21 protein-coding genes and 1 pseudogene are annotated in these 21,978 nt (G+C 38.2%); 8 read left to right on the top strand and 14 right to left on the bottom strand.

All coding sequences use genetic code 11. The annotated features are described in order from the left end of the window. Window positions 1-17: 17 nt before the first annotated feature. Both AC23P2_RS26755 and AC23P2_RS26750 read right to left on the bottom strand, forming a co-directional pair. Window positions 18-2,009 carry a hypothetical protein gene (locus AC23P2_RS26755; RefSeq protein ID WP_487776032.1) on the bottom strand — a complete coding sequence of 664 codons (1,992 nt, stop codon included), beginning with the start codon at window positions 2,007-2,009 and terminating at the stop codon, window positions 18-20. Continuing rightward, complete coding sequence (locus AC23P2_RS26750) at window positions 1,991-2,422, bottom strand: hypothetical protein (RefSeq protein WP_487776031.1); 432 nt, start codon at window positions 2,420-2,422, stop codon at window positions 1,991-1,993. The genes AC23P2_RS26755 and AC23P2_RS26750 overlap by 19 nt, the downstream gene beginning before the upstream one ends. A gap of 102 nt (window positions 2,423-2,524) precedes the next feature. Between AC23P2_RS26750 and AC23P2_RS26745 the strand changes: the two genes are divergently transcribed. The 5 genes from AC23P2_RS26745 (at window position 2,525) to AC23P2_RS26725 (ending at window position 8,928) form a co-directional block, all read left to right on the top strand. Continuing rightward, window positions 2,525-4,684, top strand: a complete 2,160-nt coding sequence (locus AC23P2_RS26745) for a YWFCY domain-containing protein (protein ID WP_487776030.1) — start codon at window positions 2,525-2,527, stop codon at window positions 4,682-4,684. Window positions 4,685-4,809: 125 nt separating this feature from the next. Beyond that, a complete protein-coding gene (locus AC23P2_RS26740; RefSeq protein WP_487776029.1) occupies window positions 4,810-5,307 on the top strand; it encodes a hypothetical protein in 498 nt (165 codons plus the stop codon). A 269-nt stretch (window positions 5,308-5,576) separates the two neighbouring features. Next, window positions 5,577-6,116, top strand: coding sequence for a hypothetical protein (locus AC23P2_RS26735; protein WP_487776028.1), 540 nt, complete (start codon window positions 5,577-5,579; stop codon window positions 6,114-6,116). Between the two features lie 21 nt (window positions 6,117-6,137). After that, window positions 6,138-6,377 carry a hypothetical protein gene (locus AC23P2_RS26730; protein ID WP_487756954.1) on the top strand — a complete coding sequence of 80 codons (240 nt, stop codon included), beginning with the start codon at window positions 6,138-6,140 and terminating at the stop codon, window positions 6,375-6,377. 13 nt (window positions 6,378-6,390) lie between these two features. Next, complete coding sequence (locus tag AC23P2_RS26725) at window positions 6,391-8,928, top strand: toprim domain-containing protein (RefSeq protein ID WP_487776027.1); 2,538 nt, start codon at window positions 6,391-6,393, stop codon at window positions 8,926-8,928. A gap of 14 nt (window positions 8,929-8,942) precedes the next feature. Here AC23P2_RS26725 and AC23P2_RS26720 read toward each other — a convergent pair whose 3' ends face one another. Next, a complete protein-coding gene (locus AC23P2_RS26720; RefSeq protein WP_487776026.1) occupies window positions 8,943-9,884 on the bottom strand; it encodes a RepB family plasmid replication initiator protein in 942 nt (313 codons plus the stop codon). 950 nt (window positions 9,885-10,834) lie between these two features. Continuing rightward, on the bottom strand, window positions 10,835-11,524 hold the full coding sequence (locus AC23P2_RS26715) for a hypothetical protein (RefSeq protein WP_487776025.1): 690 nt from the start codon (window positions 11,522-11,524) through the stop codon (window positions 10,835-10,837). A gap of 244 nt (window positions 11,525-11,768) precedes the next feature. Here AC23P2_RS26715 and AC23P2_RS26710 point away from each other — a divergent pair, with 244 nt between their 5' ends. Continuing rightward, entirely contained in the window at window positions 11,769-12,818 is a 1,050-nt protein-coding gene (locus tag AC23P2_RS26710) for an IS5 family transposase (RefSeq protein WP_487776024.1), read from the top strand. Here AC23P2_RS26710 and AC23P2_RS26705 read toward each other — a convergent pair whose 3' ends face one another. Further along, window positions 12,819-13,013: a hypothetical protein gene (locus tag AC23P2_RS26705; RefSeq protein WP_487776023.1), complete on the bottom strand. Its 195-nt coding sequence runs from the start codon at window positions 13,011-13,013 to the stop codon at window positions 12,819-12,821. A gap of 143 nt (window positions 13,014-13,156) precedes the next feature. On the opposite strand from AC23P2_RS26705, the gene AC23P2_RS26700 reads away from it, so the two are divergent. Beyond that, entirely contained in the window at window positions 13,157-14,086 is a 930-nt protein-coding gene (locus AC23P2_RS26700) for an IS3 family transposase (protein ID WP_487776022.1), read from the top strand. Here the strand turns inward: AC23P2_RS26700 and AC23P2_RS26695 are convergent. Both AC23P2_RS26695 and AC23P2_RS26690 read right to left on the bottom strand, forming a co-directional pair. Then, window positions 14,040-14,879: an IS3 family transposase gene (locus tag AC23P2_RS26695; RefSeq protein WP_487776039.1), complete on the bottom strand. Its 840-nt coding sequence runs from the start codon at window positions 14,877-14,879 to the stop codon at window positions 14,040-14,042. The genes AC23P2_RS26700 and AC23P2_RS26695 overlap by 47 nt on opposite strands. Window positions 14,880-14,887: 8 nt before the next feature. Continuing rightward, a complete protein-coding gene (locus AC23P2_RS26690) occupies window positions 14,888-15,160 on the bottom strand; it encodes a transposase (RefSeq protein WP_487776021.1) in 273 nt (90 codons plus the stop codon). Between the two features lie 71 nt (window positions 15,161-15,231). On the opposite strand from AC23P2_RS26690, the pseudogene AC23P2_RS26685 reads away from it, so the two are divergent. Beyond that, window positions 15,232-15,537, top strand: a pseudogene (locus AC23P2_RS26685) (transposase); the annotation flags it as partial. 9 nt (window positions 15,538-15,546) lie between these two features. Here AC23P2_RS26685 and AC23P2_RS26680 read toward each other — a convergent pair. The 7 genes from AC23P2_RS26680 to AC23P2_RS26650 all read right to left on the bottom strand — a co-directional run bounded on the left by AC23P2_RS26680 (window position 15,547) and on the right by AC23P2_RS26650 (window position 21,976). Further along, on the bottom strand, window positions 15,547-16,176 hold the full coding sequence (locus AC23P2_RS26680; RefSeq protein ID WP_487776020.1) for a hypothetical protein: 630 nt from the start codon (window positions 16,174-16,176) through the stop codon (window positions 15,547-15,549). A 64-nt stretch (window positions 16,177-16,240) separates the two neighbouring features. Next, the gene (locus tag AC23P2_RS26675) at window positions 16,241-17,329 is read right to left on the bottom strand and encodes a hypothetical protein (RefSeq protein WP_487776019.1); all 1,089 of its coding nucleotides are present in this window, start codon (window positions 17,327-17,329) and stop codon (window positions 16,241-16,243) included. Continuing rightward, the gene (locus AC23P2_RS26670) at window positions 17,326-18,861 is read right to left on the bottom strand and encodes a hypothetical protein (RefSeq protein ID WP_487776018.1); all 1,536 of its coding nucleotides are present in this window, start codon (window positions 18,859-18,861) and stop codon (window positions 17,326-17,328) included. Before AC23P2_RS26670 ends, AC23P2_RS26675 begins: the two co-directional genes overlap by 4 nt. Beyond that, complete coding sequence (locus AC23P2_RS26665) at window positions 18,749-19,930, bottom strand: hypothetical protein (RefSeq protein WP_487776017.1); 1,182 nt, start codon at window positions 19,928-19,930, stop codon at window positions 18,749-18,751. The genes AC23P2_RS26670 and AC23P2_RS26665 overlap by 113 nt, the downstream gene beginning before the upstream one ends. Before the next feature lie 7 nt (window positions 19,931-19,937). Beyond that, window positions 19,938-21,401, bottom strand: a complete 1,464-nt coding sequence (locus tag AC23P2_RS26660; RefSeq protein ID WP_487776016.1) for a hypothetical protein — start codon at window positions 21,399-21,401, stop codon at window positions 19,938-19,940. A gap of 18 nt (window positions 21,402-21,419) precedes the next feature. Further along, the gene (locus tag AC23P2_RS26655; protein WP_487776015.1) at window positions 21,420-21,689 is read right to left on the bottom strand and encodes a hypothetical protein; all 270 of its coding nucleotides are present in this window, start codon (window positions 21,687-21,689) and stop codon (window positions 21,420-21,422) included. Then, complete coding sequence (locus tag AC23P2_RS26650) at window positions 21,689-21,976, bottom strand: hypothetical protein (protein ID WP_487776014.1); 288 nt, start codon at window positions 21,974-21,976, stop codon at window positions 21,689-21,691. The genes AC23P2_RS26655 and AC23P2_RS26650 overlap by 1 nt, the downstream gene beginning before the upstream one ends. Between the last annotated feature and the right edge of the window lie 2 nt (window positions 21,977-21,978).

Here is a 21,978-nt window from a genome sequence, read left to right as displayed (position 1 = left end):
AGACCTGTATTAATTGATTAATTCCGAAATTGAATAAATTTGGGGTCTGATGTACCCGCTTTATCTTGACACTTGACCCACAATAACTGCGGCTGGGTTGCTACTAAAGTAATTTGGTTCCCGCTCGCTCCGTTCGACCACAAATACTGTCCCGTACAGCCTCCCGCACTAAAGGTAACCATGGTATTTTCACAAACATCCGTCAATGAACTTTGAACAGTCGGCTTCGGGGGTTTTACTTGTACATACGTTTTCACCGTTTTTGTAAAACAACCTGTCTCGGGCTGACAACTCGCCGTTACCATGCGACTCTCTTTAGCGCTAAATTGAATAAAACTACCTGTACTACCATCGTCCCACTTGACAGTTCCTGCACAGTTGGTTATCGAAATCATTACCTGTTGATTGGTCGCTACTTTAAGCGTATCTCCCACCGATAATTTTGGAGGGTTTGATTTTACATGGAACAATTGTTTGACAGCGATTTGTCCATTAAATGTAGCTTTTACATAATAATAGCCCGTGTCTTGTGGGGTAAATACTACTTCTTTCCCATACGGGACTGACCCCGTCTCACTCAGCAGACCTTTTCCGCCTAAAACTTCAAATTTAACCCGTTCCACTAATGAGTCTATTTTTACGCCATTATGCCAAAAACGAATAACGCCCTCCTTTGTCGCCTCTAACGTATAGTTAGCAGGGTTAGAGGTTGGCATTTTATTTTTATTCTTTGGTAAGTCGTGTTCGGAATAAGTAGTCTGAAATAAATCATAGTTGTCATCTTTCATTTGGGCAAAGCCAGAACCGTTCATATAAAAGGTATTGTCTCCTTCGTCATTTCCAACGATACCTCGGTAGTTGACTTCCCATTTTACAGGTGCCGCTCTTGGCTGACGAGTAAGCCAGCTGATGAGTCCATTATTAGTAAACACCTTACCCTGCTGTATATACGTACCCGCATTAGGGGGCACAAATCCATGCCACATCTCAGATTCTTGTACCAGTTGCCCGTTGATTTTGTAAGGTCCCTCTTCACGATACGTATTATCGTTATTCCCTGAATTACTCAGACCCAATTCATATAGTACATGAGAAGATAATTTTACAGGCGTGCATTGATTAACCTCAACGGGTGTTGTGTATAATCCATAAGGAGGTAACGAATAGGTCGGTGTTATTCGGTTTCCAGTATGCGAAAAACCATCCTTTACCTCTAAATAGGCAAAAACATCGCGGGGGTACTCGACATTTGAAATTTGACCCGTACATTGGTTAAATCCCCATACTTCATCCCCTACAGACAGTTCTGTCGATGAACTCAACCGCAGAAATGCCAACCCATAACCCAAGAAATCAGGCGTATAAGAAACCGCGTTTCCATTGACATACACTTTAAATTGACCATTTAACACGCAATTTTCATTAACAGACGAAAAATACAGCACTCTGTCTATGTAACGAATTGGTTGAAGACGAATGTAACCGTTCCCCGAAAACAAATTGACAAACAATTCTCCGGTTTGGTAACTATTTTGGGCAGTTGATTGCGTACAAACCTGCCCATAGCTAGCGTTCGTACGAATTTTTAGGGTGTCTTTAGCGATATAGAAAGACTGCCCTGACATTACTTCATTGGCCAAAAGATCAACAAATCCGTAATCTGGCCCTGCAAAGTTCGTATATCGAGTCCGAGAAGCATCACAATTAACCCCTGTTTGAGTGAGCGCAAATGACAAACTTTGATTCGAATGGTTTGTCACCAAGATGCTATAATTACTCCCAGCTGGTGGTGATGGGATTTCAGGGTCTTGATTTTGATAAGGCGTTCCTAAATCATATTGCATTGTATAATCGTAACCCGTTGTTGGACTCCAAACCCTCACCGATACAGTACCACTTCCCTGTAGAAAAGAGTTAATTCTAATTCTGGGTGTTTGGGCATTCAAAGTACGAACCAACATAATCAAGACCAATAAATAAAGACCTTTCATCATTGCATTGCTTTCCATTCCTCATCCGTAAAGGTGCCACCTGTTTCTCGACAAACCCAATAAGGCTGTAATCCATTCTTAAAAACGTAGCCATTGATATTCAGCGGACTACGGTACTGACCTGAAAGATAAGCGCCTTTAAACATTTCTATTCTCAATTTGAGTGCATCTTCTAAATCTGCTTCGTCTGTCCATTCATAGTAGGCTGTTTCACCAACATATCGTTGTAAAACTTCATGAAATAAATACATCCTAACCCCTGAAGATGCCGAAAAAGAGTCGTTCTTCAATAAAGGTAGATACACCCTAATGGAGACTTGCTCATCTAATTTCTTGTCATAAAACTGATGCCACTGTGTTCGTTCGGAAGAAGCAGCCTCAAAACCTTCTCGGTGAAGATAGGCCACAAATTGGTCAATTGTGTAACTCATTACTTTGCCCGTACAATAATTTGGTTGTTATAAATCGGCACAAATATAATATTATTGCACATTAAAATTAAATATTATTTAATTTTAAAACCAAATAAATGTATGGGAATCGCATCCAACAATGGTGAATCACACCAAAAAGGCGTTGATTTGTTACTCATTATCAGTATTTTACTTCTAATATGCCACCACTTTTGGTTTAATATATCTCTTTTTTCTAGCTACGTATGGCTATCTGAGTTTTTAAAAGAATTTTTAGGTAAACTGAATGATAAATATCGCTTATTCAATAACCCATTTACGTCTAAACTTATTATTTGCGCCTTACTTGTATTTCACGGGCTCGGGTCAAAGGGAACATTTAAGTCAAGCATAACCGTCGAAAAGGTCAAAAGAACGGTTTTCATTGGTTTTTTTATTTTTTTCGGGAGTACTTTTTTGCTCTACTATCCTATCAACATTTCTAACTTTGGCAACCACTTACTCTATATTTTCACGACTATAACTGGCGTATTTTTTCTTATAAAAGGGCTACAATACGCTAGCCGTTTGTTTTTGGGAAGTCTAAATGATGACATCTTTAACGAAGAAAATGAAACATTCCCTCAGAATGAGCGATACATTGAGAATGAGTACTCTATCCACTTCAGAACTCAATATTACTTTAAGAAAAAGTGGCACCAAGGCTGGATAAACATTATCAACCCAATGCGGTCAGTAATGGTGTTAGGAACACCTGGATCGGGAAAATCATTTGCAGTACTGATACCAGCAATTTGGCAGTCCATTTGGAAGGGTTACACTGCTTATGTGTATGATTTTAAATACCCTGACTTAACCCTCGAAGCTTACAATGCCTACCGACATACGTTGGCCGAAAATCCTTATGCTTGGGGAAAAAAGGGAGATGGACAACCACTCATTCCCCAATTTTTCGTCATCAATTTCGATGATATTGAGCGCTCACACCGTTGTAACCCCCTTTTTCCAGATTCAATGACCGACATCATGGACGCCTACGAAGCAGCTCAAACAATCATGTTGAATTTAAATCGAACGTGGGTTCAAAAACAAGGCGACTTTTTTGTTGAATCAGCCATCAACTTTCTAACCGCCGTTATTTGGTACTTGCGTTCTGCCAGTGTGAAATACAAAAATTTATACCTCATTGAGACTCAAAAACCTGAAATTGAACAAGATACAATCGCCCTCAATCGTTATAAACAGCTATCACAGGTATGCACATTCCCACACGTTATTGAATTTGTAAACGAAGACTACGGTTCTATGTTTGAGATAATGAGTAAATACCAAGATTTAGAAGTATATGTAAAACCATTCAAAGATGCTTGGCAAGACGGCGCCATTGAGCAACTCGCTGGTCAAATTGCTTCCGTACGAATTCCCATTACTCGAATATCTTCGCCAACTATTTATTGGATAATGACTGGCAACGACTTATCCTTGGATATCAATAACCCTGAAGCCCCAAAAATTCTCTGTACAGGAAACAATCCCGAACGAATTGGAATTTACGGTACAGTATTTTCGCTTTATACTTCTCGGATGCTCAAAATGGTCAACAAAAAGGGAGGACTAAAATCGGCCCTGTTTTGGGATGAGTTACCCACTATGTTCATTAAAGGGATTGATACCTTAATTGCTACCGCTCGTTCCAATAAAGTAGCTCCATGGCTTGGTTTTCAAGATTTTGAGCAACTTACTCGTGACTATGGTGACAAAGAAGCCAAAGTGATTATGAATACCGTTGGCAATTTCTTTTCGGGGGTAGTAGTATTTAATTCAGCTGAAACATTGTCAAAACGTTTTGGTAAAACGAATCAATTGAAGGAAAGTATTACATTTTCAAGAACTGATACATCCCTTAACGTTCAAACGCAGCAACAAGATGTGATTCCTCCGTCAAAAATCGCGACCCTTAAACAGGGTGAATTTGTAGGTCAAACAGTTGATAACTTTGGGGAAGAAGTTGATTTGAAGACATTCAAAGGACAAATTCTTATTGACAAAACGCTCACAAAAAAGCATAAACAACTGCCACCAATTAAGGATTTTGAGCAATTTGCTATAAAAATGGGTTATTCTCAGGGCTATACCACCCAAAGTGAATCTACCAAACGGCTCATTAGAGAACATTTAACCTCTTCATGTTACCAAAAAGTAAAACAAGATGTCAGAGAACTAGTCCAAAGTGAGATTGGATTTTTTGGTATATTAATCAACAAAAAGAATGGTACATAGAATACATCAAAAAAGTAGATTTATTAAATCAAACTATTTTATATAATTAAGTTTGATTTAATCTTATAAGATGCTTAAATTGCATTATCTTAGAAACATCATACAATTTACCCTGCAATTTAATCATGCGAAAGCTTCAAAAATCGTTAACAGAAACCGAACAATTTGTTGTAATTCAAGAACTTAGCTCAACATCCTTTGATTCACTAAGTGAGGATGACAAAAAAAATATTTTTGAAAAAATCAGTCAAATAGTTTCACATCCCGAAAGTGAAAAATTTTACTACGGAAAAGTATTTAGTGTATGCGTACAATTTATAAAAGCAAAACTATTAGACGATCAAACTAAATATTTTAAGGGCGATTTGACCAAAATAAAAGGCAAATTTGAGAGAGTGCTTTCTGTGAAAGACATTGCTCAAATGGCTGGTTTAGAGTACTTTCAGCTAAGAGATCTTTCTTTTGGGAAAAACACTTCTTCTACTTTGTTAAAATTTATGACTTTTACTAAAAAGCACGGCTTATCGATCGAGGAGTTCATGTATCACCCTTCAATCGTAAACACCGCCTATCAGTATTACTGCATGTTAGAAAAAGGAACCGCCCCTACTCCTTCTTCATAATTACCAAGCTCTGCCTGTAGTAACAAAACTTCATGAGTTAATGCTCCGACATGGTAACAATTTCCACATTTTAGCCCCCGTTAGTGATTTAGCAACATTCGATACTGATAATCCATTCATTTAGTGTGACTTCAACTTGCTTTCTTTATGCGGTGATTTGGGCATTTTTTAGTTAAAAAAGACATTAAGATTTAATTGATAAATTTAATTTCGTTAAATTATTTTAATTTAGTTAATTTGCGAAATTAAATCAAAATAAAATTTATTAAATGCTTAAACAAAAAGAAGCCCAAAAGATTTATGACCAGATTCGTCCAAAAGTACTAAGGGAAGCTGCCAAAGCTTTGTCAGAAACACAAATAGTGGAACAACTCATTGACAAAGAACGAGATCCGACCAAGATTGCGTTGCTAAAATGGCTTAAACCTGAACTAGAAGTTTTAATAAAAAATGACCTTCAGTTATCGAGCCCAACTCCGAATCTTAGTTCACTCTCACCATTTCAACGATTATCCCTGGCTTGGTTTAACGATTTTACAAAATCCAAGCTCCCTATTTTAAAAGAACAATCTGTTGTCGAATCCCTCCCATTGTTTGATGCCTTCGGGAAAAAAGTGGGCTATATTGGCCCCATTTTACTCCAATTCTCGACATTTCCTAATGGAGAAATTACTTTCCGATTTGAACTCGAAAAGCCTAAAAAAGCATTTCAGAAAAAAGCAACACCTAGTATTGACGCTTCAAACAGCCAACCCCCTTCACAAGATGTTCAAGACAACCTTAACACTAGAAGAGGATTTCGCATTTAACAACAACTAGCCCACATTTTAATGAAATACTCTCAACAAGCCCAAGAAGAATTCATTTTACAACTTCAACAGAAATTTGGCACTCACATTCTTGAACCTGTTGAAATGGGGATAGATGAACATGATTTAAAACTTACGCTTCCTCGTTTGAGGGTCGAGCACCCAACCGACTGGTTCAATTTAGACGAGGAACAGCGTGATATCATTCTTAAAAACTTTATGGCGGTTTTCGCAAACAACAGTATTTTTTTAAACGAATAATTTTCGTAAAACTTTGGATATACACACAAATTACGCTCACCCTGAACAACTTAACCTTTTACATTTTTTCAATAAACATCATGTCAAGTATTTGATTTTTGGCGACTTCGCAATCAATACTTTTGAGAAGGGACGTCCCATTACACATATCAAACTCTGGATAGATTCTACGCCAAAAAATATTGAACGATTAAATCAGGCCCTAAAGGAAGCAAACCCCAATCGCTTATATACAAAACTACCAACATCAATACCACTTAGAAATGTATCTAAAAGGATACTGTCTGTTGGCGCCCCCAATTTCAAAGTAGAGTTATATCCATGTATTGCTGGCTTCAGGGCTGATGATTTTTTAAACACTTATCAGCAGCATATTACTGGAAAAGCAACCGCGTGGGGAGAGCAGTCACCATCTCAGATTATTTCGCTCCCACAGTTGAACATCAATCAACTTTATGCCAGTATTTTACAGTCCACCTCATCCCGAAAACTATGGGACTCTACCGCTCTGGAAAAAGTTGCTGAAAGGAACAAACTTGACCTAAGAAACATTTATCAAATTCAAAATGGCTTACCTCCAAAAGTTACCAAGATTGCACACGCCGAACCCACCAGCAAACGTGATTTTGATTGGCTGAGAAAAGAATTAGACATTGAGATTGTATTACAACACTACGGCTATTATCTGGACGCCCAAAAGACAAGTAAAAATGGTGTTTGGAGAATTTATAAAACTGGGATTAAAGGGGACAAGCAACGATTAGCGGTTTGTAACATCGCAGGTAAGTACCGATATAAAGGGTTTTGTGACCTGAACGATTTGGGAAAACCGTACAAAGACGCCCAAGGAAATTGGAAACGAAGCGAAGGCTTCAAAGGTGACTCCATTCAATTTATTCATCGCATGGAAAATGAGAATTGGAAGAGCACCTTTGCTGTTGTTGACCAAATTTTAGGAGATACCCAATACCAACACAAAGTGGCCAAACTAGCCCCACTTCGAGAGGTCTCTGAAAGCTATTTTTTGAAAAATACGGCACTCAGAGAGGCCGATTTAAAAGAAACCTACACTCCAACCCTACTAAAAGACAACCGCTATCTGCTCAATCGGGCAATCAATATTCCAACCCTGGGTCACCCTGCTTTTGTGTCAAAAATTTTGAATGTCGGCCTAAAACAATTGGCCTATGAATTAATTGAACCACTCGTTCTCAATAATACCAAAGGGCAAAACATGATACTCTCTAAGGGTACATTGCTTTTTACTAAAGAGCAACTTCAATCTAATGACCTGGGTGATAGGTTTTTCTTCACAAAACTTGATGGGCAAATCAATCGGTTTGCTCTGAATGAAGTGTTCATTAACAAGTATTTAAACCGCCTAAAATCCAAGGACTTAATCTTCCAAAATACGGCTTTCCCGCTATTTGCAATTGATGGAAATTTAGCGTCGTTGGACATAAGGAACGATAAATTTAAACAATTTCCTAGCATAGAAAGGCGTGAAGCACTTTGGCTGTCTAACGCCTATTTTAGATTAACAACTCAGTATCAACACATTCCTATAAATACCTTAGGTACACTTTACCGAAACCTAAGTAATAATGAAATTTACTTTTGCTACCTTGACCCAACTAATCTCTCCACTCAACTTTCTATTCCCACTAACAAAGTGGCAGAACTTTTTGAGCCCATATCAGCCAATCGCCTTGTACTTTGTGAGAGTCCAATTGATGCTTTGTCCTTCGCTCAATTAAACCCCGAAACAGCTGATGAATGTCGGCTTTATATTGCCACTTGTGGCACTCCAGCTAAACATCAAATGGAGCATATTCAACATATACTTAACCGAAATCCATTAGCTGAAGTGGTAATTGCGCAGGATGGTGATAATGCTGGAATTCGGTTTGCGATTAATTACCTTGGGCTTAAACATCCCAGCGAACAGCAGGATTTTAACCTAACCCCTTATATCACCTATAGCGCCCCACCTATTGGTATCCAAAGTGTACAGCAATTGATTGGGAACGCTGAAATCGAAAACGACGGTCATCTTCCAACAGAAGATGATAATTTCATAAAGGGGCAAAACCATCTTCGGCTCGAACTTTCGCACAAGTTACAAGGCTCTACGTTGCAATCACTTGAACATCAACACGAAAAATACATTAACGACTTAACCGCTTGCTTGAATAAGTTTGTAACAAAAGAAGGAAATGAGTTCAAGGCGAAAGCCAGTCAATTGAGCCACTTACAAACGCCTAGTAAAGACAAATTATGCACCCATGTTGTCATTTCTTTTCCCAACGACACAAATATGCTCATTCGAGCACTCAACAGACTTTCAGATAGCATTAACCAAAAGCAAAGCCATCCTCTATTTCTAATTAGCCGCCCCAGCCGTACACAAAAAGACTTTAATGAAATCTTACAACAGCGTAATGGCGAAAAGCTCCCCGACAGTAGCCTTTTAAAATTATCCCCGCGCCCCCACGCTAATCTGAATTTGAGTCACAACCCCACTAAAGCACAAAACAAGCTAGCCATCTAAATACTCCCGAGCATTTATTTTTTTGCTTTTCTTGCCCTACTTTCGTTAAAGCCAAGAATGACGGCCATATATGCCGTTGCATCATTAGGTTTTCTTTTGCCTGCTTGTATTTCCATATCGGCATTTATAAAGCGATTGGCCAAGTCTTCATCTTGCAGTATCTTATTTCTTTGAATTTTAGTAAAATCATACATTTCCAACCGTTCGTGCATGTATTTCCAACGGTCATCCATATTTAGGGCATTCAATGCCTCACGAATTTCTTGCAATTCTTGGATCGCTTTCGAATTTTGAGTTTGAATGTAAAAACTCAGGTGAGTTACTTTTCTGCCTGTTTTCTGTATTTGGTAGCTACAACTAATGTCAGTTTTGTCCGAAATTTCTTCACAACTTGGATCCAACACGCGTCTCTTTAGTTGTCCAAAATCATCATAGGTTTCCTCATTGGCTCCAAGTAAGTCTCTCAAATCTTCCACCGAGACTTGAGACCAAGTCCCACCGTTAAAGTTCTTCCAACGCGATAGCATTTCATACAACCTTTGCGAATAGGTTTTATTTAGCGATAGCGCAATTGCTAATTCATATTCTGTATAGCCACTTTTAATTTGAGCAATGTGGGGTATCACCTCATACGACAACCCTATTTCAAAGATGCCCTCTTTGGCACTATATCGAGCTGATGAAAATACATTGTAAGCTTGAAACTCCTTTTGTTCATCGTTTCTTAGCCATATCTGACAGTTACGCATCAACGACTGGGCCATCCCAAGCATTTGTCGATAATTTTGGGTTATAAGCTTCGCGGGTATTCTAAATTGCTTATTTTGCTTTAGATTTATATCTGCTTCACTTAATTGATTCAACACGATATAGAAAACTCTCTTCTCCAGAAGCGAAAAACTCTGGCGAGTCATAATCGAAGCATTTGGCTGTCTATTGTAATGCTTTAACTTCATTTTTCTTTGATTTGAAAGCAAGTTAAAAAAAATACTCTGTCAAATAAAAAAAGTGTCAGAAATTTTAATTTTTTGACAGAGTTGGACTACATTTTGACAGAGTTAAATACAAATCACTGTATATCAATATATTATAAAATTGTTTTTTTTAAATAGATGAAGTTTTTTCAATATAATACCGTAAAAAATGCCATTTTTACGGCTTCTCAACACCTTGACAGTTAACAGCAATACAAGAAATACATATAAATCACTGAATACCAAATAATTACAAACAAGAAAAGAGAAAAACGGCTACATTTTGACAGAATTAAAACAAGTATTTTGACAATATGTAGCTTCTGAAGTAGGAAATCTAGGTTTACAAAAGTACAACTATTTAATAATACAAAAAAAACAAATTTAATAATATTTAATTTTATCACATTCAAAATTTATTCTGTCAAATAATAATGTCAGTCATATTAATTGACAGAGTTCGACTACATTTTGACAGAATTAGACTACATTTTGACAGAATTAAAGACTACATTTTGACAGAGTTCGACTACATTTTGACAGAATTAGACTACATTTTGACAGAATTAGACTACATTTTGACAGAATTAGACTACATTTTGACAGAATTAGACTACATAACCATCTCGTAATCAATGAATTACAAGCCCTGTAAATCATCAATATTTTAATCATCAATCTTAAATAAAAATATAACCAGTTTTTAAACAATTAAATACAGTCTTTCTTCTAGGGAAAAAATTATCTCAGCAACTCTCTTCTTTCAAAAAATTTCAAAACAAAAAACAATCAAAATCACTCACCTACCAACATAGGATGGATACGTGGAACTATGAAATTAATTAAAAGACCTTATAATAGGTTGATTTTAACAATTCTGGTTTCGAAACTGCATCAGAAGGCGAGAGCCAAACAAGCCCACACTATCCTATCTATCTCACCCTAACTATCCGAAGATGTACACCAAATGAAACTGGGTTTACTTTATCTATTGTTTTGACAAAAGCCGCCTTAATCTCCGCCGAAAGGCTAGACTCAATGACCAAAGAATACCTAGGAATCACCTGTAATTCTACTCCAGCCCGCAAAAAAGCACGATTTCTAAAGGTAGCACTACCTATTCCGAACGTCTGAGTTTCAATCATATTTCCAAAATCGTCCCTCCAACGCTGATACTGTTTAGCTACCACATCTTGAGTTAAGCCACCCGTAGTTAGAATAGTAACCATAGGCGAGACAGGGGTTTTTCGCATTACTCCCCATGCAACTTCAATCCCCCTTGTATCTCTTTGTAATAAAACAACCGCTGAGGAGCCACTGTAAGGCTGCAAACGATTGAGTTCAAAACGGCGTTGGTTATAGGAAAAACTCCAGAACCAGTGCCAATGCTCATGACTTTTCATTTTGTTTGTCCAACCTAATCCTACACTAAGTCCTCCTCTGAAATGAGTATTTGAATCGTTGTAGTGAAGTGAGTTTCTGACCAATCCATAAGTTTGCATAGAGCCATAATCTATGAAGTAGTTTTCCTTCTGGCTATAGGCTGAAATACTTTTAATTAATCCTAAGAAACAACAAAGTTTAAAGTAGAATCCATTAGAAATCAGTTTTTTAGTTAACATAGTCAATAGTTTCTAAGGAGTGTATCACTTTTTATAGTTACCATAATGGGAGTTTTCGCATTGATTCGCCGTAAGTCTATGGTAAAAAGTGAGCGTTCAAGCGTTTGACTTTGTACTTCTTTAAATTTTACAACCACTTTACAACTCAAATCGGCTTTGTTGCATGAATAGCAGATAAAAAGACCAATATGAAGAAAGCACTGTTAACTTTGGAATCGCTAAACCACCAAAGTTATAAATCCCAATGGGAACCAGTGCTCGCCCAAATATACACTTTTTCACCCCTGAGATTGTAAAAAAAGCGCCTAAAAAGCGCAAAATTCCTCCTTCGACGGCGGAAAACAAGCCTAAAGCTCGCTATCGACTCACCAATTGGCCTGCTTATAATCAAGCATTAATTCAACGAGGTCGCCTTCAACTTTGGCTCGATGAACAAACCCTACAAAACTGGTATTACAGCGGACAACCCCGCCGTGGCGCGCCTTACCGTTACAGTGATGCTTGTATCGAATGTGCATTGCAACTTAAATATGTTTTAGGGCTGGCCTTTCGTCAAACACAAGGGTTGTTATGTAGTCTAATTGAGCTCATGGGCATAAACTTACACATACCAAGTTATAGCCAATTATGTCGTCGCCAAGCACGCCTAAATCACCAATTATCTACAAAACCCTCACCAACAGTTAATTCACAAGGGGGCTACATTGTGGTTGATTCTACGGGATTAAAACTATACGGAGAAGGTGAATGGAAGGTTAGGCAACACGGACTCAGTAAACGGCGTAGTTGGCGTAAAGTGCACTTAGCTTATGATGAGTCAACTCATCAAATACTGGCTATATCTGTGACAAACAATGACATAGATGATGCTTCTATGCTAGAACCCCTCCTTGAACAAATACCTTTATCAATTGCAAAAGTTGCCGCAGACGGTGCCTATGATCGGCAGAAAGTCTATGATTACCTGCAAAAACGTCAAATCCAAGCCCTGATTCCTCCCAGAGTGAATGCTATTGTTTGGAAGGATAAACAAGGGCAAATTTTAGCCCATCAGCGCAATCAGGCAGTAATTGCCTGTAAAGACTTTGGCTCCTCAGAATGGAAAAAACAGACAGGCTATCATCGGCGAAGCATGGCAGAAACAGCTATGTATCGTCTGAAAACTACATTTAGCGATCGATTAAAAAGTCGGTTGATTAACAATCAGAAGGTTGAGGTAAGAATAAAGGCAAACTGCCTGAATCTGTTCTCGAAATTGATTAGACCAAAAACCATCAAAATCATTACAAATTAATCATGCAACAAAGCCACTCAAATCAGAAAATCCTTCTACTTGCTCCAAATTATACAAGACATCCATAACTTTCTGGTTTTGAATATTTTTTACAACAATAGAATCTCCACGATACGTAGGGAATTCGTAATTGAAAAACTTGATAACAACCGTTTCTACTTCCAATCCACTTTTATTGACAAGAGTGATTTTCATTTGACGGCTGTATCCAAAAACAAAACAACCAGATAGAAGTACGGTCAATAATATGGCAGTCGTCCATTTTAAAGTGCTCCCCAAAAACTGGACAACAGTAATAAGTAAAAATCAATTAACTTAGAACTACGAAATGTCCAATTATGACAAAGTTATCTCGACGCGTTCACGACGCACAATTCAAAACAAAAGTTGTCTTAGAGGCACTGAAGGGGCACAAGACATTGGCCCAATTAAGCAGCGAATATGGCATTCATGCCACTCAAATCACTCTCTGGAAACAACAGGCACTCGAAGGATTACCTTCTTTATTTGCCGGGAAAAGCAATGTAGATTTATCAGCTCAGGAACGAGAGCAAATCGAAGCTCCTCTTTTTCAACAGATTGGCCAATTAAAACTGGGCCGCCAGTGCGGTAGAAAACGATTATCTGAAAAAAAAATTACGGATGGGTTGACAGCAGATTTACGCCGGTTGATTGACCCTTTTCATACGGAGTTAAGTATTGGCCAACAATGCTCCCTGTTGGGTTTAGCTCGTTCAAGTTATTATTATCAGCCACTTGGGGAGTCCAGGGAAAATCTGGCCTTGATGCAGCAAATTGATAAACTTTTTACTGATCGGCCGGAAATGGGAGTTCGACGAATGCATCAGGAATTAACTGGCTCTGAAAATCCATTAAATATCAAACGCATACGGCGACTGATGCGATTAATGGGTCTGGAGGCCGTTTATCCCAAGCCTAATCTGTCTAAACCTGCTGAGGGGCATAAAATCTATCCATATTTACTGCGCGGCGTAGTTATAGACTTTCCTAATCAGGTCTGGTCAACAGACATCACCTATATTCCAATGGCTAACGGTTTTTTGTATCTGTGTGTGATTATAGATTGGTTTAGCCGATTTGTATTAAGTTGGCGACTTTCAAATACATTATTGGTAGATTTTTGCATTGAAGCGCTACAAGAAGCTCTAACCAGATGGGGAAAACCGAAAATCTTTAATTCAGATCAGGTGTCCTGCTCCCCTAAGCCGCTACCAAATTATAGTAGAGATTTTGATTTTTGTCAATAAATTGTTGCGGGGTCAAATACCCCAATGATGAGTGTGGTCTATCAAAATTATACGAGTTCCACCAGATGTCCAAATCGTGCTGTACTTCTTGGACGGTTTGGAAATACTTCAGATTAAGGCATTCGTTTCTTTGAGTACCATTTAATCGTTCGACTAAGCCATTTTGCGTAGGCTTACCAGGTTGAGAAAATCGTATCTCTATGCTGTTGTCTTCTGCAAATTTTTCCAGTGCTCTACTAACGAATTCTGGACCATTGTCGCATCTGATATAAGCCGGCTTACCTTTTTGGATAATCAATTCCTGCAAAAGTTTGACCAATTTTCTGCCTTTGATACTAGTGGCAGCGAAGGCTAAAAGTACCTTACGAGAACACTCGTCAAGTACGTTTAATATTCGAACCTTTTTCTCATTGCTTAGTAAGACATCGCTTAAAAAATCCATTGCCCACCCTTGATTTATTTGTTCGGCAGGTAATGGATTTATAGCTACCCGTTTAACCTTTTTTCTTGCTTTGGGCTTTCGTAGGTTTAGTTTTTGGGACTTATACACCCGGTACACCCTTTTTTTGTTCCACCCTTTTCCTTGATTCTTACACCAATAAAACACTAATCGAAAACCCCAACTTGGCTTTTCTGCCAATTTCTGTTTTAATATTTGGGCTATTTCTGCATCTTCGTTTTTTCTCTTGTGTCTGTAATAAATACTTGATCTACGTTGCCCTAATACCCGACTGCATCGTCGTATAGACACTTCTTTGTCAGTACTGACTTGCTTAACAGCCTGCTGATGGATAAAAGGGCTTACATCTTTTTTAGTAATTCGTAACCCTCTTTGAGAATGTCATAATCAAGCGACTTGTCAGCCAGAAGTTTTTTCAGACGAGCATTTTCCGCTTCCAATTCTCTCATTCGTTTGAGTTCATCTGTTCCTATACCACCATACTTATTCTTCCAGTTATAAAATGTTGCTGGCGATATACCATGTTCTCGGCAGATATTTTCAATGCTCTTATCTTTGCCAACACTACCCAATATCAATACAATTTGAGATTCACTAAACTTTTTTGCCTTCATTGTCATACCATTTTAGAGTGAAAATTAAGAAATTTTCTCTAACTGTAAATGGTTACGCCTTGCGGGGGCAGGACAAGGGAAGTCAGTTTACAAGCACTAAATTTCTTAACTGCCTTACCGCTGATATACAAATAAGTATGGACTCAAAAGGACGAGCTCTGGATAATATTTTTGTGGAGAGGTTATGGCGTACGGTAAAGTATGAGCATATCTATTTACATGCTTATAAAGATGGTCTATCCTTGCAGCGTGGTCTTACAGAGTATTTCCATTTTTATAACTATATTCGCAAGCATCAGTCATTGGGTTATCAAACCCCTGCTCAGTGGTATATTCAAGGTGAGAAAAAAGCAGAAAATACAATTAATGAACAGTAGAATTCTTTCTTAAATTACTCTGAAAATTGTCCAAGCTTTTGGGAGCACCATACTACCACAGTTTTGCAGGATAAGTTCGTTGTTAGAGTGGCCAGTAAGGAGCGGCAAAGCAACGCTGCTGTTTGGTCCTTGGCTAAGGTTGAACGTATAGGTGCTTTCAATGAATCGGTAGCCGCAGGCTGTATTAGTGGCACTACTGAAATACCGCTCGAAATAATAGACATTTTGAAGTGTGCCAGTTGGGGCTACATAAAACAGGTTGGGGTCGGGCTTGTCACAGGAACCTGCAAAAGTACGATAGCCATTGAACTGCTGTGTACCCGATTCAATATCGGCAAAATAGGTTTGGTTGTTGTAGAAAAACCCTTGTAATGTACCAGCTGGCGGAATGCCCCACCGTACACCGTCAAAGGAAAAAAACTTAGGATATGCCCCTATGGGAAGTTTGACGGGTCGGCCATTGATGAGGGCCTTTGGCATTTCTTCGTCGGGTGGTATGCGCGTATCGCATTTGGGGGCTAAATCCTGCAATATAAGCGGATGCGTAGCATTTTTAACGGTATTAAACTGCGTAGGGGTAACGGTTGCGGTGTTGGGTGCGGCCAATAGCTGCCCTGCTTGGGTGCAGTTTTGAGCCATGATAGCGTAGGTAGCCTACAATGCCCTGCGCCATGGTCTTGGAAAGACATAAACAAAGCCCCACCTAATTGGTGGGGCTATCTCTCTCAAAAATATGTAATGTACTGGCTCGGTCCAAAACGTAGAGCCTGTTGTCTTGATACTCCACTTTGTTAATACCTTTAAAAATGCCATCTTCGCCCAGTTCTCGACTTGTCCAGGTGATTTGGCGAGTTTTTCGATTGAAAATGCCTACATGAGATGGTTGGTTTTTAAAATCTGTATCTCCAAAAAATACCTCGTCGCCTTGCCATGACCATTCCAAAACGGGCATATTTGCTTTGATGTGGTGTTGTTCACAAGTCGGTGAAATATCATAAAAGGCAAAGGTTTCATTGGGGTTATTGAGGTCTAATTCAAAATAGTAGCAACTCGTCAACCCAAACAGGACACCCTTTTCAGTATCTAATTGCCAATGCCGACCATACCACAGATATTTGTTTTCTTCTCTGAAAACATAACCTTGTGGGTATAAGTTGGGCTGTGAAATATTGTAAAGTAAAAACCCATCTTTTACCGACAGCCCCAATAACCGACCTGAATTGAGAGATAGCCACAAAACCCCCTCATAAACGCCAATGATTCGTTCTATTTCACCTTTAGTATTCCTCCCACTACCATCTATCCAATTATAAACCCCTTCGGGTAAGTCGTACTGCCAGAGATTGCTGAAGGTGTTGGTAGAATAATAAACTAATTTAGTATTGTCAAAAATAGGATTTGCAACTACAAAATTTTCAAAACAATGTATCTTATTCCCCAACCTTTCCTCTATTCTTCCTATTTCACAATTTGCGACAGCATCGTAAAAGATGGTAGCTTTGATTTCCCTATCATACAGTAAAATATTCTTATTACAGAAGTGTAAAAAACTGGTATTATTCAACCTAATATTTTTACGTAAGCTGGAATATATGAGTATGTTTGGCTCGTTAGTATCTGAAAGTATACAAATACTATCTTTTACTTCTCGTAATTGAAAATCGTCGTCGATAGCTATCGAAGAAATGAAATCGTAATCAAAAATTTTCAGTTGCTTTTGAGAATCAAAAAAAAGCTTATTATTCGAAATCTTAAAAGAAGATACCGAGTTAATTTCTTTAAGTTTTTTCATTTTGTTTCAACAAATTTTAAAATGTTCTCAAAACCAGAGGCAGTATTAATCAAGGCTCTAAAGTCGGTTACGTTATCAACACCAAATAATGTAACACATTTTTCAAGTCCAATACCTCCATCTTCTACTCGTTTAAAAATATTCGGGGCGTTATTACTCAAAAACGCCTTCATACCCGTTTTTGCTTGTTCAGAAGTTAGTTTGGTAGCGTTAAAGATATAGCGTAGTTCCGAAAGAGAGTTTATATTAGTCAAATAAGCTACAAATTGATTCAATGTAGGATTTACCGTGCCTACACTTTTGTACTCATAAAACTTGGGTATTTCACCATCTTTCATCTGTACATCAAAACAGGAAGATGCTCCACTTCCTCCTCTGCAAGGTAATGAATTCCCTAATTCATCTTCAAAGGTCATATCTACTTTTTTGACCTTTGAAGGGTCAACATTGGCATTCATGTGGTTCATCATGTGATAAAATCCATCTTGGCTGAATGGCTGCCCATTGAAAGTAGGTATTTCAAAACCGTCTATGTCATTTCCACCAAATTTCTTGGTGTAGGCAAACATCATATTCAGGTATAAGTCGGGCGTATCGGGTAGATTTTTATACCCTTGATTTCCACATGTCGAACATTTTCCTGCATATTCTTTGACGATTTGCACATATTTGGCTTTGCCAGCTTCAACACTTCCCCCAAGTTTGGTCAAGAAATCAGCATCTTTGAAATGTCTTGTCATTGTTTCCAAAATTTCAGGAGCAGTACGTTTGGCAACATCTATACCTCCATCCTTCAACGCCTTCCACGCCTGCGGGTCAAGAGTCCCATCGTCAAACTTTTTGAGTAGGTCCTCTGATTTTTGAAAATCCCACGTGAAAGCATCAATGTCCGCTTTTGACCAGTTGGCATCTTCGAGTTTTTGGATGACTCTGCGGAGTAATTCTAACAAATCAGGTACTTTGTTTACCATACTCAGTACAATGCCGTCTGTGACTATATCGAACGTAATTGTACCAGCTACTTTTCCTGTCGCGTGTTTAGAATAAATACCTCCTTTTTCAAACTCAGTTGCATCATAGCCTACTATACCCTGCGCCATTGTTTTAGCAATGATACCTGCTTTACTCCAGTCTAAACTGTTTTTAAAAGACACTAAACTATTCCATGCGCCTTCAGGGTCAGAGACTAATTTTAACCCCAAGCCAACCAATTGAGCTTTATCGGTAAGCTCGCCAGCCACACCATCAAGAGAGCCGCTTATTACACCAGTACCGTCCTGAACAAAGAAATTCTTATCCTCAGCTGGCAGGTCTTCCTGTGGTTTCCAAACGGCCTCGGCTACTTTGGCCTTATCTACAAGGCTGTTGTAGGTTTTTGAGAGGTTTTTGAGCAAATCCAACAGCTTCATTTCTGAGTATTCAATGCTGCCTGCTGTGCCGTAGGTTTTGGTAGTAGCTGGGATGATTACTGTCTCTTTGGTGAGCGTCCCTGTCACTTTTGCAAGTGCTGCTTGCAGGGCTTTCTCTCTCAAAAATATGTAGTGTTTGTGACTGGTCTAAGGCATACATCTTGCCATCGGCGTACTCAATTTTGTTGAAATTTCGGGCCTGTCCATTGTCTTTTTGGAGGCGGGTTGCCCATATTATTTCATGTTTACTTCTATCAAAAATCCCTAAGTTGTTACCATCACTAAAATTTTGACCAAAATAAATTTCGTTTCTTTTCCATGACCATTCATACCCCGCTACATCCGCCTCTATTTTCCATGTTTTACAACTTTCTGAAATATCGTACAAAAAATAACTTTCGTCGGGGGCCTTTAAATCTATTTCATAATAATAATGATTGCGAAGCCCAAACAAAACTCCTTTCTCAGCATCAAGTTGTAGATAATTGCCCCAAAATGGACCAAGATTTGGGCGTTGTAGATTATTGCCGTGTTGATTCACTTGGTGAATATTATACACCAAATTCCCACTTTCAGCATCTAAGCCTAACAGCCGCCCATTGTTGAGCGTGAGCCACAAAATACCCTGATAGATACCTATCAATCGCTGAATCTCTGCTTTGTGATATTCGGGCTGGTTGATATATAGTTCACTCACCCAATCAAATTCTGAGGGTACATCATATTGCCAGCGCACATCGCCTGTTTTAGGGTTAAATAAAATAAATCCATGGTTGAGATTTGAAAATAATAGGTCGTTTTCAAATCTTAAATTTGAAAAACTACCTTTCCATAAAGTTTTTTCCTCTAAAATACTAAAAACTGTATGCTCAATATCCACAGGATAGTAACTTTTAATATCTTTTGAAACACCTAACTCTAAATTTTCAGATACTGAATCAAATTTGAAATTTTCTATTTCTTCAAAATAGCCACCATCTAACCAATATCCTTTATTGGTGTCAGATGTAACAAGAATTTTATCTTTAAACACAAATATATCTTTAATTTTTGAGTGTAAAACCATTTCATTCTCCTGAAATTTAGATATATTATATCTTTGAAGAATCGTAGATTTTTCAGCATAATAATATACAACATGATTTATTAGCCTAAATCTGAATACATTTTTTAGCACTTTTAATAGCATCATAACAAATTTATTTTACAAAATCAAATAAACTGGATTTCTCAAAATCAACACTTGCACAATACCCTTGTAATTCTTGCCAAGAGTTTATTGTAACATTAGACCCATCTTTTAACTTTATGTTGTTAAAAAAAACTTTTGAAATTCCTGCGTTAAATATTTCCTCTGCATTTTCTTCAAAAATAGTTTTCATAAACTTTTTAGGATCGGCTATTTTGGCTTTGTTGAAAACATAGTTTAATTCGGAAAGGTTGCTAACATTTTCAAGATAAGCTTTTAATTGCCCCAAGTTGAAAGATAGCTTACCACTACTCAACTTAAAGTATTGTACGCTCTTGTACTCAATAAATCGAGGACTTAAGCCAATAAGTTCTACATCAAAGCACTTACCATTGGCACTGGTACAGGGCAGCGAGTTGCCAAGTTCATCTATTTCAAACGATAAATCTATGCCTTTGATGTCGGTAGCACTAAATCTGTCCATGTCCTTCAACGAAAACCAAAGCCCATCCTGCACATAAGCATTGCTGTTATTTATGGCTTTTTTGAGGCTTTCATCAAAACCTGTAATACCTTGAAAATTATCAATACTTTTGTTGAGCTGGGCTAAAGCATCTTCAAAATTAAGTTTATTGGGCCAAGTTTGTGTGTCAAAAGTTTTGGCTAACTTATTGAGAGATGTCGAGAGTTGAGCAGCATCGTCAAACAAAGTTATGGCTTTTTGATTTTTCATCAAAGCTGTTATTTGTTCGAGGACTTTAAGATTTTTTCTAAAATTGGGAGAATCCTTCAAAACCTTCCACGCATTGGGATCAAGGGTTCCATCGTCGAATTTTTTAAGTAAGTCTTCTGATTTTTGAAAATCCCACGTGAAAGCATCAATGTCCGCTTTTGACCAGTTGGCATCTTCGAGTTTTTGGATGACTCTGCGGAGTAATTCTAACAAATCTGGCACTTTGTTTACCATACTCAGTACAATGCCGCCTGTGACTATATCGAACGTAATTGTACCAGCTACTTTTCCTGTCGCATGTTTAGAATAAATACCTCCTTTTTCAAATTCAGTTGCATCATAGCCTACTATACCCTGCGCCATTGTTTTGGCGATGATACCTGCTTTACCCCAGTCTAAACTGTTTTTAAAAGACACTAAACTATTCCATGCGCCTTCAGGGTCAGAGACTAATTTTAACCCCAAGCCAACCAATTGAGCTTTATCGGTAAGCCCGCCAGCCACACCATCAAGAGAGCCGCTTATTACACCAGTACCATCCTGAACAAAGAAATTCTTATCCTCGGCTGGCAGGTCAATTTGTGGTTTCCAAACGGCCTCGGGTACTTTGGCTTTATCTACAAGGCTGTTGTAGGTCTTTGATAGGTTTTTGAGCAAATCCAGTAGGTTCATCTGAGAGTAAACAATGCTGCCTGCTGGGCCGTAGGTTTTGGTAGTGGGTGGGATATAAAAGAGCCTCAAAATAAGAGGCTCTTTTTACTATTGTTCAGAATTCTTGTTACTCCTTGTAAATTCTTTATCTCGTTCCAAAACTTTTAGATATTCCTGATATTCTTGTTCTGTAACGGTATCAGGATTTGCCTCTAATTTTTTTCTGACACCAACAACAAAAGAGGTTTCCATTTCATCTTTCACTTTTCGATGATGTCGCCTTGCTGCTGCTTTGAAAGCTGCTTGTTGCTCCGGTGTCATTTTTGCAAAATGTTCTTGAGCTTCTTTCTGCTTTTGAATAAACTCTTCGTGAGTCATTATTCTGTTTTTCTTCTTTCTTGTTCCTTGTCTCTTTCCAAAATACGCAGATATGCTTGATAAATTTCAGGACTAATCGATTCTGGTGATGTTTCTAATTGTTCCCTAATTCTCAATACAAAATCAGTATCTGCTTGGTCTTGGCATTTTCTTGCAAAACGCCGTTGTGTTGCTCTTAATGCTACCTGTTGTTCAGGAGGCATTTTCGCAATACGTTCTTCTGACTCTTTTCTCAATCTATCCATTCTGACTGAGAATTCTTCATTTGTTTCTTTCGGATATTCCATAG

The sequence above is a fragment of the Runella sp. R0.1_18 genome, from assembly GCF_057652155.1.
Note: the sequence above shows the minus strand (reverse complement) of the source record. Positions and strands in the feature narration are given on the sequence as shown.